This window comes from Paraburkholderia sp. SECH4, from assembly GCF_030511745.1.
Lineage (GTDB): Bacteria > Pseudomonadota > Gammaproteobacteria > Burkholderiales > Burkholderiaceae > Paraburkholderia > Paraburkholderia madseniana.
Genome location: NZ_JALOCP010000030.1, coordinates 76,623 through 92,345, shown reverse-complemented (window position 1 = coordinate 92,345; position 15,723 = coordinate 76,623). Strand labels below are relative to the sequence as shown.

The following is a 15,723-nucleotide window of genomic DNA, read 5'->3' as shown; positions in this document are numbered from 1 at the left end:
CGCCATGTTTTCACGCCGCAAATTTCTCAGCGTGGCCGCTGCCGGCGCGGGCGCGATTCTCGTATCGCCACGGATCGCGTTTGCCAGCGTCGCCACGGATCGCCGCTTCGTGTTCGTGATCCAGCGCGGTGCGGCCGATGGCCTGAACATCGTCGTGCCGTACGCCGAACCCGCCTACGCGACACTGCGCGGTGCGCTTGCGATCGATGCATCCAAGGCGACCCGGCTCGACGGCACCTTCGCGCTGCATCCCTCGCTGGTGCAGACCGCCGCGATGTATGCGGATCGTCAAGCGCTGTTCGTGCACGCGGTAGCGTCGCCGTATCGCGACCGCTCGCACTTCGACGGGCAGAACGTGCTGGAGACCGGCGGCACCTCGCCGTATCAGATGAAGGACGGCTGGCTGAACCGGCTCGTCGCATCGATGCCCGCTACGCGCGAGAATGCGATCGCCTTCGCGCCGACCGTGCCGATGGCGCTGCGCGGCAACGCGCCGGTGACCTCGTACGCGCCCTCGGGGTTGCCGCAGGCGCCTGACGATCTGCTCATGCGGGTCTCGCAGTTGTACGACCAGGATGCGCAATTGCGCCCGCTATGGGAGTCGGCCATGACCGCACGCGGACTCGCGGGCGACGCCGGAGCGCGTCAGGACCCGGTGAGCCTCGGTAAGCTCGCCGCTGGTTTTCTGTCACGCGACGATGGCCCGCGCATTGCGATGATCGAAACCGGTGGCTGGGACACGCACACTGCGCAGAACGCACGCCTCGCCAATCAGTTGAAAGCGCTCGACACGATGCTGGCGGCGTTGCGCGACGGCATGGGGCCGTTGTGGAGCAAGACCACCGTGGTGGTGGCAACCGAGTTCGGCAGAACCGCCGCCGCCAACGGCACGGGGGGCACCGATCATGGCACCGGCTCGGTGGCGATGATGCTGGGCGGCGCGGTGGCGGGCGGACGTGTGCTCGCCGACTGGCCTGGCCTGAAACCGGGCGACCTATACGAAGCGCGCGACCTCAAGCCGACAATGTCGCTGGATGCGTTGCTCGCCGGCGCCGCAAGCGAAAGCCTCGGACTCGATCCGCAGCGTACGGCCGCCACATTGTTCGGCCAGACCGGGGCCATGCGCCCGATCACAGGGCTCGTGCGCGCATAAGCTGAAAACCGCCAGAACGACAGGCAGCGCCGCAAATTGGCTCTTGCGGCGCTACCTGTCGTAACTGGTCGTCGTTCGTCAATCGTCAGACGCGATCAACCCCCACCGCCGCCGCCCTGCGTGCCGAGCGTCAGCTTGTTGTTCACCGACGTCACGCCTGCAACGCCCTTGGCCACTTCCTCAGCTTGTGGGATTTGCGCGCCATCGGGCACCGTTCCAGTCAACGTCACCGCACCGCTGCGCGCCTTGACAAACACGTTCGACACATCAAAACCCTGCGCTTTGCCCAAAGCTTTGCGCACGGCCAGACCCAACTTGCGGTCCGTGCTCTTCATCGCTTTCGAATTCGGAGCCGGTGCCATCATGCTGCCCGACGCCATCGCGTCGCTCGACTGGGCATAGGCGCTGGACGCAGTCGCCACACACAATGCGATGCCGAGCGCCTTCAAAAGATTGACTGTTTTCACGTTTTCTCCATTCCTCGAAAAGTTGATTTCGCATCGTTGCATGCAAAAAACACGCGCCTGCAAGCACTTTGCAGCCCGCATGGAGCCTCCGGTCTTGTAGAAGAGTGACGTCGTGAAGCTCCCGGCGCGCTTAAACAATACTCCAGCAAACGCGCGAGCGTTGAAAAAACTGACCTGGCCGCCCGTCGCCCGATTCGCCTATCATGACGGCTTCGATCATCCGGGGCGAACCGCAGATGTCTGATGGCGTACAGCAACAACTACTCGAACCGCGCACGGATGCCGCTGCATCGTCGATCGATTATGGCTTGTGGGCACTGACCTTCAGCTACGTACTGAGTCAGTTTTTCCGTAGTTATATCGCTGTGATTTCCACCCAGTTGATCGGTGATTTTCATTTCTCTCCGCAAATGTTCGGCTGGTTCGCGGGCTCGTTCTTCCTCGTGTTCGCCATCGCGCAACTGCCGGTCGGCGTCATGTTCGACCGCTACGGCGTGCGCGGACCGACCGCGCTTTTGATGGGCATCGGCGCCGTGTGTGCCGGCATCCTTTCGATGACGACGAGCGCAACAGTGGCGCTTATGGCGCAAGCCGGCATCGGACTGGGTTGCGCGCCGATCTTTATGGGGCTGCTCAACTACGTGCTCCATACCGGCCACGGCACGCGCAATGTACGCGCTGTCACGACCGCGAGCGCGATCGGCATGGCGGGCGCATTGCTGGCCGCATTTCCTCTGAGCCGTGCGACGGCCAGCTTCGGCTGGCGTCCGGTCATGGTTACCGCTTCGTTAGCCATGCTATGCGCGACGCTTGGCGTCGTATGCTTCGTGCGCCGGCGCGATGCAGCCGTGCATGAACAGAGCCTCGCTGCATCGCAACATGCGGCAAGCGCGGTGAAACGGCGCACCGGCTTCTGGACCTTGATGCCGGCCTGCCTCGCGCTCTCGGTCGGCAGCACGTTCCGTACGTCATGGGGTGGGCCGTATCTCGCCGACGTCTACGGCTTCGACGTTATCGCGCGCGGCAATGCAATGACCATCACCAGCGTGATCGGGATCGCCGCATCCTTCTGTATTCCGGTGGTCGTGCGGTTCTGTGCACCCAAGCTTATTTCGTTGCTGTGGCTGATTGCCGGCGTGCTGGCGGCACTGGTGCTCGCGGTCAGTCCGGACGGAAACTGGGGCGTCAGTGTCGCGTTGATCTGCGTGTTGTTCTCGGTCGGCTCGATCCATCCGCTCGTGATGTCGCAAGCGCGTGCCATCATTGCACCGCGCCGGCTCGGCCTCGGTCTGGGCCTGCTCAACAGCCTCGTTTTTCTCGGCGTGGCGCTGACCAGCAGTTGTTTCGGCTGGATCGCGGGTGTCGCCAAACGGGCGCATCTATCGAACGCGGGGATCTATTCGGCGTTGTTTGCCGTGACGGTCGTGCCGCTTGCGATCGGCGCGGTCGTTTACTTTTTCAGTCCAGTGGTATCCGCGCCGACCGAAGAAGTCTGAGCGGTTTTTTGCGTTTGTCTATAATTCCGCAGCCCGGAACACTCTCTATCCGGGCTATGGTTTGTCCTTCGGATGGTGCCGTTTCGCGGGAGCGCGTTTCATTTTGAGCAAAACCAATCAAAGCCCGATCGATAACCCGGTTGAGGACCCGAGCGCGGGAGACAGTGAGCAGACACCCGCTGCATCCGTTAGCGCAAATTCGGTTCTCGCGAGCCGGACGGCGCACGAGGCGCACAAGGACGACCGGCATTTCGTCACGGCACTCGCGCGCGGGCTCGAGGTGCTGGCGTGTTTTCGCTCAGGCGACAAATCGCTGAGCAATCAGGAACTCGCATTGCGCTGCAAGCTGCCGAAATCGACGGTATCGCGTCTGACCCACACGCTGACGCTGCTCGGCTATCTGATTCATTTGAAAGAGAGCGGCAAATACCGGCTTGGCACGGCTTCGCTCGCGCTGGGCAGCGCGATGCTGGCCCGGCTCGATGTCCGCAAGATCGCCCGGCCGGTGATGCAGGAATTGGCTGATGTCATCGGCGCAACCGTGTCGTTGGGTACGCGCGACCGGCTCTCGATGATCTATGTGGAAAATTGCCGGGCCTCAGTTGCGCTCACGCTGACGCTGGAAGTCGGTTCGCGTATTCCGGTCGCCACGTCCGCGATTGGCCGGGCGTGGCTCGCGGCGATCCCTGAACACGATCGTCTCAGCTTCATGGAGCAGGTGCGTGAGCTCGATCACGTCCAGTGGCCGAAAACCCGCCGCGGCATCGAGAATGCGCTCGAAGATTACCGCACGCTCGGCGTGACGACTTCTTTCGGGGACTGGCAGAAAGAGGTGAACGGCATCGCGCGTGCGTTCCAGCCGGGTGGTGAGTTGCCGATCATGGCGATCAATGTTGGCGGACCTTCGTTCAGGCTCTCGAAGGAATTCCTGCTCGAAGAAGTGCGGCCACGTCTGATCGACGTGGTGACGCAGTTGGAAGTCGCGCTGTCGCATTGAGCAGTGTCTGGCGGTATCAAGCGGCATCGAAAGCCGCATTGAGCGGTAGCGCTTAGAACCACTGAGGCGCCATGCTGAACGTCGTATCGTCGAGACTGCGCAACGTGGCGAGCATCAGCGAGACGCGCGGCAATTCCCAATGGAAGAACCATTGGCAAGCATGCAGCTTGCCGCGATAGAAGTCACCGTCGGCCTGGCTCTTCGCCTCAGGTAGCGCGGCGCTTGCAACGATCGCCTGGCGCAACCACGTCCACGCAATCACGATATGACCGAACGCTTCGAGAAAAGCATTCGCGTTGGCGAGCGCGCGTTCGCTTTCGCTGGCGAGCGTGGGCAATAACGCTTCGACCGTGCTGGCCAATTCGCTCCATGCCTGGCTGAGTGAATCGGCATACGCTTGCAGTGCCGGATGAACGCGAGCCGAGTCGACGCTGCGCTGTATTTCACGCCCCAACAGCTTCAGCGCCGCGCCCTGTTTCATCACGACTTTGCGGCCGAGCAGATCGATCGCCTGGATACCGTGCGTGCCTTCGTGAATCAAGTTCAGGCGATTGTCGCGGTAGAACTGCTCGACCGGATATTCACGCGTATAGCCATAGCCGCCGTGAATCTGGATCGCCAGACTATTCGCTTCGAGGCACCACTGCGAGGGCCACGACTTCACCACCGGCGTCAGCAGATCGAGCAGCAGGCCCGCTTCGGCGCGTGCGGTGTCGCTCTCGCCGGTGTTCTGTTCATCGACGAGGCGCGCCGCGTACAGGCACAGCGCGTACGCGCCTTCCACATAAGCTTTTTGTGCGAGCAGCATGCGGCGCACGTCAGCGTGTTCGATCAACGGCAATTGCGGATCGAGCGGATTCTTGTTATCCGGGCGACGTCCTTGCGGCCGTTCGCGCGCGTAATCGAGCGATGCCAGATAGCCGCGATAGCCGAGCATGACTGCACCGAGGCCGACGCCGATGCGTGCCTCGTTCATCATGTGGAACATATACGCGAGACCGTGATGCGGTTCGCCCACCAGCTCGCCGATGCATTCGCCGCGCTCGCCGAACGACAGCATCGTCGACGTGGTGCCGCGCCAGCCCATCTTGTGAATCAAACCCGCGAGCGCGACGTCGTTGCGCGCACCGCGGCTGCCGTCGTCATTCACATGGAATTTCGGCACCGTGAAGAGCGAGATGCCTTTGACGCCCGGCGGCCCGCCGGGAATGCGCGCCAGCACCAGGTGAACGATGTTCTCGCTCAACTCGTGATCGCCGCCCGAAATGAAAATCTTGTTGCCGCGGATCGAATAGGTGCCGTCTTCGTTAGGCGTTGCACTGGCGACGAGGTCCGAGAGGCTCGAGCCCGCTTGCGGCTCGGTCAGCGCCATTGTCCCGAACGCGCGGCCTTCGAATAAGGCCTGCAGATACTTGCGTTTCTGCGCGGCGCTGCCGAAACGCTCGATCACGTTCGCATTCGCCGTGGTCAGCATCGCGTAAGACGAGGTGGCGATGTTGGCGCTCTTGAAGAGCGACAGGCACGCAAAGGCAATCACCGAGGGCAACTGCATGCCGCCCCATTCGTAGTCTTTGCCTGCCGCAAGGAAACCGGCGGAGCGGAACGCGTCGAGTGCGTCTTTGACCTCGGCGGGCATCGTGACGCGTTGACCGTCGAATTGCGGTTCGTGCTCGTCCGAAAGACGGTTGTGCGGTGCGAACTTTTCGGCGGCGACCGCATGAGCGGTTTCGAGCGCCGCGTTGAAAGTCTCACGAGTGTGGTCGGCGTGGCGCGCGCGCTGAGTGAGCGTCTCGGCCTCGAGCACCTCGAACAACTGGAATTCCAGATCACGCGAGTTGATGATCAGCGCATCTTGCATGGGAGAAGACCCGTCCAAAGGTAAGCCGCTATGCAGAACAACTACGCGACAAGCGCGGAAACCCACGAAATCGCATAGACGCGGCTCGATTGAAAAGTGCGGTATTCGGGTAAGTCCCGGTGACCCGCCCATCGTCGATGCATGTCAGTTTAAATCAAAAGTGAATGATCGTGCTTTTATTTACAGGCTGAATTTCGGCACGTATGATGGTTGGAAAATCTGGAATGAAAGTCTGCATTGCAGAACAACCTGGAGGAGCGTCGTAATGTCTGTGAAAGACCTGTTTCAACTGGACGGCAAGGTTGCACTGATCACCGGAGGCTCGCGCGGGCTAGGCCTGCAAATGGCTGAAGCACTCGGAGAAATGGGCTGTCGCGTGGCGATCACCGCGCGTAAGGCCGATGAACTCGCCGAAGCAAAAATGCATCTGCAAAGCCGGGGTATCGAAGTACAGACCATCGTCAACGATCTGCAGCGCTTCGAGGGTATCCCCGGTCTCGTGGACGAAGTGCTCGGCCTGCATGGCAGCATCGACATTCTCGTGAACAACGCGGGCGCGACATGGGGCGCACCTGCCGAGGACTATCCCGACGAAGCGTGGCACAAGGTGATGAATCTGAATGTCCATGCGCCGTTTTTTGTCGCTCGTGAAGTCGGCAAGCGCAGCATGATCCCGCGTCGTGCGGGCAAGATCATCAACATCGCGTCGGTGGCGGGGCTGAAGGGTTCGCCACCCGGCATGAACACGATTGCGTACAACACCTCCAAGGCCGCGGCGATTAACTTCACGCGTGCGCTCGCCGCGGAATGGGGCAAGTACAACATCAACGTCAACGCGATTTGCCCGGGATTTTTCCCGTCGAAGATGTCGGCGGGCTTGCTCGACAAACTCGAAGACAACATCGTCTCGCGCACGCCGTTGCAGCGTCTCGGCGGCGACGAGGACCTCAAAGGTCCGATCGTGTTCCTCGCGAGTGAAGCGTCGCGTCATATCACGGGCCAGTATTTCGCGGTGGATGGCGGCTCGATCATTGTTTGATTGAGAGGTCTCGCATACGCTGCGTTTTGCGGACGGCCCTGACGAAGTGCACCGTAACGCCATTGCGAAGATGGAGCTTGGGCGCCACCTCGGTCGTTCTTGAAGCCGCTGATTCAACTGATTTCCCTGATTCATTAGCCAGCCGCGACCGTCACGCGGCGGATGTGAACGAAGCGCGCACCATCCGTGTGAAACGCGCACAGACAGTAAGGCAGGAGACGCCGATGAACGAACGCCATCACCCGAATTGGCCGCCGCAAGTGCCAAAGCATCTGACGCTGCCCGAGACCAACATTTTCTATAACGCCGAGGTGTCGGCGGCGCGTTTTCCCAACAAGCCGTTCATCGTCTTCTACGACACGCCGGTTACCTTCGGCGAGTTCAAGGACGAAACCGAGCGTATCGCGGGATTTCTCCTGCAGGAATGTCATGTCAAAGCGGGCGACCGCGTGCTGCTTTACATGCAGAACAGCCCGCAATGGATCATCGCTTACTACGGGATCCTGCGTGCGAACTCCGTTGTGGTGCCGGTCAATCCGATGAACATGAGCGGCGAACTGGCGCATTACGTCGAGGACAGCGAGGCGACCACGATCATCGCGCCGCAATGCCTGTTCGCGAACGTCGAGCCGCTGATCGGCAGGGGGCCGGGGAAGGGCATCGAGCACGTAGTCGTCGCGACGTACAGCGATTATCTGAAGCGGCCATCGCCGATTCCCGTGCCGGAATTCGTGGCGGCGCCGCGCAAGACCTTCAATATCCCCGGCGTCACGCCCTGGCGCGAGGTGCTCGAACGGCATATCGCGCCGGGTCCGCTCACCACCGGTCCAGACGATCTGTGCGTGATGCCGTACACGTCCGGCACCACCGGCAAGCCCAAGGGCTGCATGCATACCCACCGCAGCGTGATGAGCACGCTGCTCGGCGGCTGCGTCTGGTTCTCGGCACCGCCGGACGGTGTGTATCTATCGATATTGCCGTTCTTTCACGTGACCGGCATGCAAGGCGGCATGAACAGCGCGGTCTTCTCCGGCGCCACGATTATCGTGTTGCCGCGCTGGGATCGGGAAGCGGTGGCGCTATGCATGCAGAAATATCGCGTGACCGCGTGGCAGTCGATCACGGCGATGATGGTCGATTTTCTGTCGAACCCGAAGCTCGGCGAATACGATCTGTCGAGCCTGACGGGCGCACGCGGCGGCGGCGCAGCGATGCCGGACGCGATTGCCAGAAAGCTGAAGTCGTTGACGGGGCTCGATTACGTCGAAGGCTACGGCATGTCGGAGACGATCGCCGGCACGCACATCAATCCCCCGCATCGGCCGAAGCCGCAGTGCCTGGGCATTCCCGTATTCGATGTGGACTCGCGCGTGATCGATCCGGTCACGTTGCAGGAACTACCGCAAGGCGAAACCGGCGAGATTATCGTGAACGCGCCGCAGGTGATGCAAGGCTACTGGCGCAATCCCAAAGCGACTGAAGAAGCGTTTATCGAACTCGACGGCAAGCGTTTTCTGCGTACCGGCGACCTCGGTCATATCGACGAGGACGGGTATTTCTTCATGACCGATCGCCTCAAGCGCATGATCAATGCTTCGGGTTACAAGGTGTGGCCCGCGGAAGTCGAGGCGCTCATGTACCGGCATCCCGCGATCCACGAGGTGTGCGTGATCGGCGTGAAGGACGTGAAGCGCGGCGAAACCGTCAAGGCGCTGGTGGTGCCCGCAGCGGCGCATGCCGGCACGATCACCGAGCAGGAGATCATCGACTGGGCGCATGAACAGATGGCGTCTTACAAGGCGCCGCGCATTGTCGAGTTCGTGACGTCGCTGCCTAAGTCTGGCAGCGGCAAGATTCTGTGGCGCAAGTTGCAGGAAGAGGATGCGGCACGCACGGCCGCGGCCAGTGAGAACAACGGTAGCAACGGCAGCACTGGCAGCACAGGAGGCGCCTCGTCATGACATGGCTCGAAGCCTTACTGGACGAACCGTTCGTCTGCATCACCGACATGCTCCGCCGCTTCGCCAAAGAACGTGGTGAGCACGCGGCATTGATCTGCGACGGCGAGATCGTGACTTATGCCGCGCTTGACGCACGAGTCGATCGCTTTGCCGCCGCATTGCAGCGCGACGGTATCAAGCCTAGCGACGCGATTGCGTTATGCGCGGCCGCCTCGGTGGAATACACCGTGGTGTTTCTCGGCGGGCTGCGGGCAGGGGCGGCGGTTGCGCCGCTCGCGCCGTCGTCGAGCGCGGGGAGTCTTGTCAGCATGATCGGCAACTCGGGTGCGCGATTGCTGTTCCTCGATGCCGACGTCAAGCGTCTCCTCGAACCGGTGGCCGCAGAGATCAGCGCAATCCCCGTCGCGCTGGATGCGCACGCAGGCAGCATGGCGCTTGAAGCGTGGCTCGCGCCCAAGGGCGCAACGCCTGAAGCCGTGACGATCGATCCGGCGTGGCCGTTCAACATCATCTATTCGTCAGGCACCACGGGTACGCCGAAAGGCATCGTGCAATCGCACGGCATGCGCTGGGCTTATGCGGTGCGCAGCATCCAACGCGGCTATGGCCCAGACGCCACGACGCTGATCTCCACACCGTTGTATTCGAACACGACGCTCGTGAGTTTCATGCCGACGCTGACATTCGGCGGCACAGTCGTGTTGATGCCGAAATTCGACGCCACACGCTATCTCGAGCTGGCGCAACAGTACCGCGTCACGCACACCATGCTGGTGCCGGTCCAGTATCAACGCTTGATGGCGCATCCGGACTTCGATCTTTACGACCTCTCCAGCTTCCAGGCCAAGTTCTGCACCAGCGCGCCGTTCGCGGCGAGCGTGAAGGCGGATGTGGTGCGCCGCTGGCCGGGCAAGCTCACCGAGTACTACGGCATGACCGAAGGCGGCGGCTCGTGTCAGTTGGAGGCCGACGAATATCCCACCAAGCTGCATACGGTCGGCAAACCGGTTGAAGGTCACGACATCCGTCTGATCGACGAACTCGGCAACGAGGTCGCAGCGGGCGAGGTCGGCGAAATCGTCGGCCATTCGCCCGCGATGATGACCGGCTACTACCGTCAACCGGACAAGACTGCCGAGGCGGAGTGGTACGACCTGAGCGGAAAGCGTTTCATCCGCACGGGCGACATGGGCCGTTTCGATGCAGACGGGTTTTTGACTCTCCTCGATCGCAAGAAGGACATGATCATTTCGGGCGGCTTCAACGTTTATCCGAGTGATCTCGAGGCTGAACTGTGCTCGCACCCGGATGTCGCGGATGTGGCCGTAGTGGGCGCGCAGTCGGAGCAGTGGGGCGAGACGCCGGTTGCGTTCGTGGTGCGTCGCCCGGCTGCACCGATCGACGCCGACACGCTGCTGAGCTGGGTCAACGCACGGCTCGGCAAGATGCAGCGGCTCTCCGCGCTGACCTTTGTCGATGCGTTGCCGCGCAGTCCGATCGGCAAGGTGCTGAAACGGGAATTGCGCGAGCAGTACTATCCCGCCGCGCGTTAGCACCGCGGATCGAGACGCCTGAATACACCTGGCTAAATACACCAACTGGCAATGGGACAAGGCATGGACAATTTTGAAGGCAAGGTTGCGGTAATCACCGGCGCGGGCTCCGGATTCGGCCGTGAGTTCGCACGGCTTGGCACCAAGCTGGGCATGCTGCTGGTACTCGCCGACGTACAACAGGACGCACTCGATGAAACCTTCGCCGAGGTGAGCGCGGCCGGCGCGCAGGCCATCGCGCGCCGCGTCGATGTCGCGAAGGGCGAGGAAATCGACTCACTGGCCCGCGCCACGCTCGACGCCTTCGGCGGCGTGCTCGGTGCTGTGCCCGTACTTCGTACTGACGGGGATTGCGAAGGCGCATCGCAATCGTCCGTCCGAACTGGACAACGACACGCCACTGACCTTATCGCAACGCGTGTCGCGAGTGATGAGCGAAAAGGCGGTGAGTTCGGGGAAGGTGAGTGCGCAAGAGGTCGCGGGTATGGTGTTCGATGCGATCCGCAAAGAGCAGTTCTATATCTTCTCGCATCCGCACGCGCTTGCCGCAGTGAAAACGCGCGCTGAGGATATCGTGACGCCGCGTAATCCGACTGATCCGTTTGCCGAGCGGCCTGATGTGCGTGTTCAGATTATCGAAGCGTTGAAGGGGTAATCCGAGTTGGATCGCGAAGGTGCTGAAACGGGTGCACTACCCAGTGGACATGATGCTGCCGTGTGTGCGATCGTACGTGGCGTATTCGCTGAGCCTGCGCAACCTCGAAGAGAAAATGGCCGAACGCGGGTTCGAGGTCGATCACAAAACGATAATACGGTGCCCTATGCGTGCTTTCGAGATCGTCAGTTCAGGTCGACCGGACGCCGTTCGCCCCCCGGCGTCGCAGTGCCTGCGTGGTATCGCATTTGCCTCCTGACGTTGCCTGTTTGCGTGCCGGCGCATGCGGATGTGACGCTACCCAGTTCGAACGGTCAGACCATCGCGCTCGATACCAACTATCCCGGTGAGTCCGTCTTCGTGCTGCCCCAAGGCGGGTCGATCGTCAACACGGGCGCCGCAGTAACCGGCGGCAGCGCGCAGAACTGGCAGTTCACCAACCTCGGCACCTTGCAGGGCGGATCGGCCACGACTGCCGCAGCGGCGCTCAAGCTCGGCAGCGCCAGCGCCAGGGCCGACCGGGTGGACAACTATGGCCTGATCAAGTCGCTCGCGACCCAGCAGAACGGACCTTCAGGCGTACAGTTCACCAATGGCGGAACCGTCTATAACTACGCCGGGGGCACCATTTCAGGTCCCGACGGCGTGCATACCGACCGTGCGTCCATGGCGGTCTACAACGACGGACAGATCGTCGGCACCGTGAGTTCAGGAGTCTATACGGGGCGAGGCGCGCTGGTCGACAACTCGTCGACGGGCACGATCAGCGGTAAGTATGGTGTCGTCTCGAACGGCGCGTATAACGTGACCGTGACGAATGCCGGACTCATTTCGGCCAGCAACTATGCACTGTGGTTCTTCGGCAGCGGACTCTACTCGGTCATCAATGAGGCGTCGGGTGTGATCCAGGGCGGCGACAGCAACGCACCGGCCGTGGACTTCGAAGGCGCAGCGCAAAGCCAGTTGCTCAACTACGGCACGATCCGCAACATGAGCGGTGCGGTCATGCGGTCAAAGGCCGACGACAACGTGTTGATCAACGCCGGCACCCTTCAGGCCGGAGCGAGCCGCGGTCCCGCCATCGACCTGACCGGCGACGGCAACCGCGTGTACAACCTCGGCACGATAACGGGGGCGGCCACAGCCGTGCGGTTCGACGGCGACAACAACACAATGATTCTCGGCACGCATGCTGAGTTCCCAGCGATCTCGCTCGTGGTGGACGGCCCAGGGTCGGTGCTCGGAGGCGACGTCGTCAGCAACGGTGCGAACAACGCCGTTGTGTTGACGGATAGCGGCAGCACGGGCGTCGCCATCAAAGGATTCGACTCGCTCACGATGCAGGGCGTCGACTGGACGCTGTCGGGGCAAGTCAACCTCACCGGAGCGACGGCTAGCGCGCTGTCGGTCCGGCAGGGCGTACTTCGATTGACAGGCATCCTCACGGACCCGGGCGGCACCGAGGTGGACCAGGGCGCCACGCTTCTCGTCGGCGACGCCGCGCACCGTGCCGCGACACTCTCGAGCGTTGGAGGCGTGACGGTCGACGGAACGCTGGGAGGATATGGGATCGTGAATGCAAACGTGCTCAATCGCGGGATGCTCACGGCAGCGGATGCCGCACCGCAGTTGCAGGGGCAAGGCCTCGGTACGCTCACGCTCATCGGCCAGATCCAGAACGATGGCACCATCGATCTGCGCGGCGCCGTGCCGGGGAATCAGCTTCACGTCCTCGGTAACTACGGTGGGCAGGGCGCGTTGCGTCTGAACACGCAGCTCGGGGGAGACGGGTCACCGACGGACCAGCTCGTTATCGACGGCGCGAACGGCGGAGCTGCCGTCACTGGCAGCACGGCCATCGGCATTACGAATGCCGGAGGCTTGGGCGCGCTCACGCAGACCGGCATCCGCGTGGTGGCGCTGACGAACGGCGCAGCGTCGGCCTCGACCGCTTTTACGCTCGCAGGTCGTGTGGTTGCTGGTCTCTATGAGTATGAAATCAGCCAGGATCCCGCCAGCGGGCAGTGGTATTTAGGCTCCTCGGTGCAACCGACGCCGACACCGACGCCGACACCGACACCGACACCGACTCCGACACCGACTCCGACTCCGACTCCGACTCCGACTCCGACTCCGACTCCGACTCCGACTCCGACGCCCGTGCCTCGCTACCGGCCGGAGATCGGCGCCTATCTGGCGAATGTCTATGCTTCGGCGACCTTGTTCAATCACGAGCTGCGCGATCGTCTCGGCGCTACGAGCGGCGACTATCAGTCGACCCAGCCCCAGTCCGCCTTCGGTTCGAGCGCGTGGGCGAGAGTCGAGGGTGCGGGCGGGCACGCGAGCTTCGCGGACGGCCGGGGCGCCATGCACAACACGCGATGGCTGCTGCACATGGGCACCGACGTCGGGGCATGGCCGCTGACAGGGAGTGGCGACCGATTACATGTAGGCGTGATGGCCGCGTATGGGCACGTCGATACCAGCGCGACGGCCGCCGACAATCCGAACCGTGCGTCCGGCAGCGTGGACAGTTACGCGGCGGGGATCTACGGCACCTGGTTTCAGGACGACGTTCAGCGCCTGAGGACGTACGTCGATAGCTGGTTGATGTATGGCTGGCAGAACAGTAGCGTGAGCGGCGAAGGACTGCCTGCACAGTCCTATCACTCGCAGATCGCCAGCGCATCACTTGAAGGCGGCTATGCGTTCGGACCCGTCGGTCGTTACGGCATCGTGGTGACGCCGCTCGCGCAGGTCATCTGGAACGGCTACTTCGACCATACGGTGTTCGAATCCGCGACCGGAACGACAGTTGATTTCGTCCGCCCGAACGGGATGACGACGCGGCTCGGTGTGCGTGTCAATGGCACGATCGAGACGTCGGCGACGACGAGACTGCAGCCGTTCATCGAAACGGTCTGGCGCTACGAATACGGGCAATCGGAGCTGGCGATGAACGGGCGCATGGTGTCGGCGGACGGGGCGAGGAACCTCGCCGAGGTCAACATCGGTCTGAACGGCCAGTTCAATGCGCGCTGGCGCACGTGGTTGAAGGTCGGGGCGCAACTGGGCGGGATCGGGAAAGGCGTGAACGGTGGGTTGGGGCTGCGGTATGAGTATTAGCAGGTCGATGACATTCGGTCCCGTGTAAGTGGGCTTTGGGCGACAAGCGTTATGGACAGGAAGCAGCGCACCGGAATGACCGGTGCGCTTGCTGTTCGCGCGGCTCCCTGCGGGCGGCGCGGTAGTGCTCGAGCGCCTCATGCGCGTGCTGGAGTTTGTCCTCGAACTAGCGCCGGAAGCCTCCCGCATCACGTCATCACTTCGCCGCTGCCAGCGAACTCAAGTCCGCCGATTTCAACTGTCCGCCCTGAACCACCGCCGCAAGCGGTTTGCCGATCACGAAGCCGCCGTGATCGTCGACGCCCGTCACGCTTTGCGGATTAGCCTGTGGCGGCAGCGCCTTCACGGCTTTATCGAACTGATTGCGGATCGCGGTCGCGTCGTTGACGCTGCCGGCCAGCTTCATCGCGAGTGCCGTTGCGTAGACCGCGGTGTAGTTCAGCGATACTTCCTGGCTCGGATCACGGCCACCGTGACTCTTGCGGAAGCGCTCCACAAACATTTTGGCGTTCGGCGTTTCATCGTTGGCCAGCGGCAATACTCCGATCGCGCCGTTCAGCGGTGCATAGCCGCCGGTCACCTTGGCCACTTCGTCGAGCTTGGCCTGGTCCATCACGATAAAGCCGCCCTTGAAGCCCAGTTCGCGCGCCTGCTGCGCAATCAGGCCGGTCGGCTCGGACGGGCCGCCGATAAACATCACGTCCGGTTTGGCTGCCAGCACACGGCTCACGCCGCTGTAGAAATCGGTGGCGCGGTTATACGACATCGAATTGTCCGCGACGATCGTGCCGCCGGCTGCTTCCCACGCGGGCTTGAATGCGGCGACCCAGACCTTGCCGTAGTCGGTATCGGTGGCGACGAGTGCAACCTTCTTGCCGTACGTCGCCATTTCGTACTTGATGAACGAGTTCAGATACGAGGTGAACGCGGGAGGAATGCGCACCGTGAGCTTGTTGCCGCGCTCGCTGATCTGCGGCACGCTGGTGTACGAGAGCAGCAGCAGTTTCTGTTGTTCGTTGCTGGTCTGCACGGCGAAGCCACCGCCCGAATGCGGCACGAGCACCACAGCCGCCTGCTGTTCCTGCGCAAGACGACGCGCGTTGATCGCGGTTTCGGCGGGGTTGTACTTATCGTCGAGCGGCACGATTTCGAGCTTGATCTTCTTGCCGGCCACTTCGATGCCGGCCTGATTGACGTCGGCGGCCGCCATCTGCATGCCTTCGAGCACTTCCTGGCCGTACTTCGCCGCGCCACCGCTCAACGGACCGGAGTAGCCGATATGCACCACCTGCTGCGCCATCGCGGCGCCCGTGCCCAGCAGCGCCGTTGTGGCGACAGCCGCAACTACTCCAGCGCGTCCGCACAAGCGTTTGATCGTCATACGTGTCTCCTTTGGGATTGTTCGAATGGCCCGGCGC

10 protein-coding genes and 2 pseudogenes are annotated in these 15,723 nt (G+C 62.3%); 9 read left to right on the top strand and 3 right to left on the bottom strand.

What is annotated here, in order from left to right; translation table 11 throughout:
• The first annotated feature begins 4 nt into the window (after positions 1 to 4).
• The gene (locus M0D67_RS31085; RefSeq protein WP_154560737.1) at positions 5 to 1,153 is read left to right on the top strand and encodes a DUF1501 domain-containing protein; all 1,149 of its coding nucleotides are present in this window, start codon (positions 5 to 7) and stop codon (positions 1,151 to 1,153) included.
• Between the two features lie 95 nt (positions 1,154 to 1,248).
• Here M0D67_RS31085 and M0D67_RS31080 read toward each other — a convergent pair whose 3' ends face one another.
• Positions 1,249 to 1,620, bottom strand: coding sequence for a BON domain-containing protein (locus tag M0D67_RS31080; protein WP_168435711.1), 372 nt, complete (start codon positions 1,618 to 1,620; stop codon positions 1,249 to 1,251).
• 203 nt (positions 1,621 to 1,823) lie between these two features.
• On the opposite strand from M0D67_RS31080, the gene M0D67_RS31075 reads away from it, so the two are divergent.
• Complete coding sequence (locus M0D67_RS31075) at positions 1,824 to 3,116, top strand: MFS transporter (protein WP_154560735.1); 1,293 nt, start codon at positions 1,824 to 1,826, stop codon at positions 3,114 to 3,116.
• Positions 3,117 to 3,219: 103 nt separating this feature from the next.
• Positions 3,220 to 4,113: an IclR family transcriptional regulator gene (locus M0D67_RS31070; protein WP_266240871.1), complete on the top strand. Its 894-nt coding sequence runs from the start codon at positions 3,220 to 3,222 to the stop codon at positions 4,111 to 4,113.
• Positions 4,114 to 4,165: 52 nt separating this feature from the next.
• Here M0D67_RS31070 and M0D67_RS31065 read toward each other — a convergent pair whose 3' ends face one another.
• Complete coding sequence (locus M0D67_RS31065; protein WP_266240870.1) at positions 4,166 to 5,971, bottom strand: acyl-CoA dehydrogenase; 1,806 nt, start codon at positions 5,969 to 5,971, stop codon at positions 4,166 to 4,168.
• A 265-nt stretch (positions 5,972 to 6,236) separates the two neighbouring features.
• Between M0D67_RS31065 and M0D67_RS31060 the strand changes: the two genes are divergently transcribed.
• From M0D67_RS31060 to M0D67_RS31035, 6 genes and pseudogenes are all read left to right on the top strand, one after another.
• The gene (locus M0D67_RS31060; RefSeq protein WP_154560732.1) at positions 6,237 to 7,010 is read left to right on the top strand and encodes an SDR family oxidoreductase; all 774 of its coding nucleotides are present in this window, start codon (positions 6,237 to 6,239) and stop codon (positions 7,008 to 7,010) included.
• 224 nt (positions 7,011 to 7,234) lie between these two features.
• Positions 7,235 to 8,971 carry a long-chain fatty acid--CoA ligase gene (locus M0D67_RS31055; RefSeq protein ID WP_266240869.1) on the top strand — a complete coding sequence of 579 codons (1,737 nt, stop codon included), beginning with the start codon at positions 7,235 to 7,237 and terminating at the stop codon, positions 8,969 to 8,971.
• The gene (locus M0D67_RS31050; protein ID WP_154560730.1) at positions 8,968 to 10,524 is read left to right on the top strand and encodes a class I adenylate-forming enzyme family protein; all 1,557 of its coding nucleotides are present in this window, start codon (positions 8,968 to 8,970) and stop codon (positions 10,522 to 10,524) included. The genes M0D67_RS31055 and M0D67_RS31050 overlap by 4 nt, the downstream gene beginning before the upstream one ends.
• A gap of 63 nt (positions 10,525 to 10,587) precedes the next feature.
• Positions 10,588 to 11,179, top strand: a pseudogene (locus M0D67_RS31045) (SDR family NAD(P)-dependent oxidoreductase).
• A gap of 49 nt (positions 11,180 to 11,228) precedes the next feature.
• Positions 11,229 to 11,339, top strand: a pseudogene (locus M0D67_RS31040) (IS6 family transposase); the annotation flags it as partial.
• A 131-nt stretch (positions 11,340 to 11,470) separates the two neighbouring features.
• Positions 11,471 to 14,305 carry an autotransporter outer membrane beta-barrel domain-containing protein gene (locus tag M0D67_RS31035; protein ID WP_266240868.1) on the top strand — a complete coding sequence of 945 codons (2,835 nt, stop codon included), beginning with the start codon at positions 11,471 to 11,473 and terminating at the stop codon, positions 14,303 to 14,305.
• A gap of 196 nt (positions 14,306 to 14,501) precedes the next feature.
• On the opposite strand, the gene M0D67_RS31030 is transcribed toward M0D67_RS31035, so the two are convergent.
• Positions 14,502 to 15,686 (bottom strand): ABC transporter substrate-binding protein, encoded by a 1,185-nt coding sequence (locus tag M0D67_RS31030; protein ID WP_154560728.1) that lies wholly within the window; start codon positions 15,684 to 15,686, stop codon positions 14,502 to 14,504.
• Positions 15,687 to 15,723: the final 37 nt, after the last annotated feature.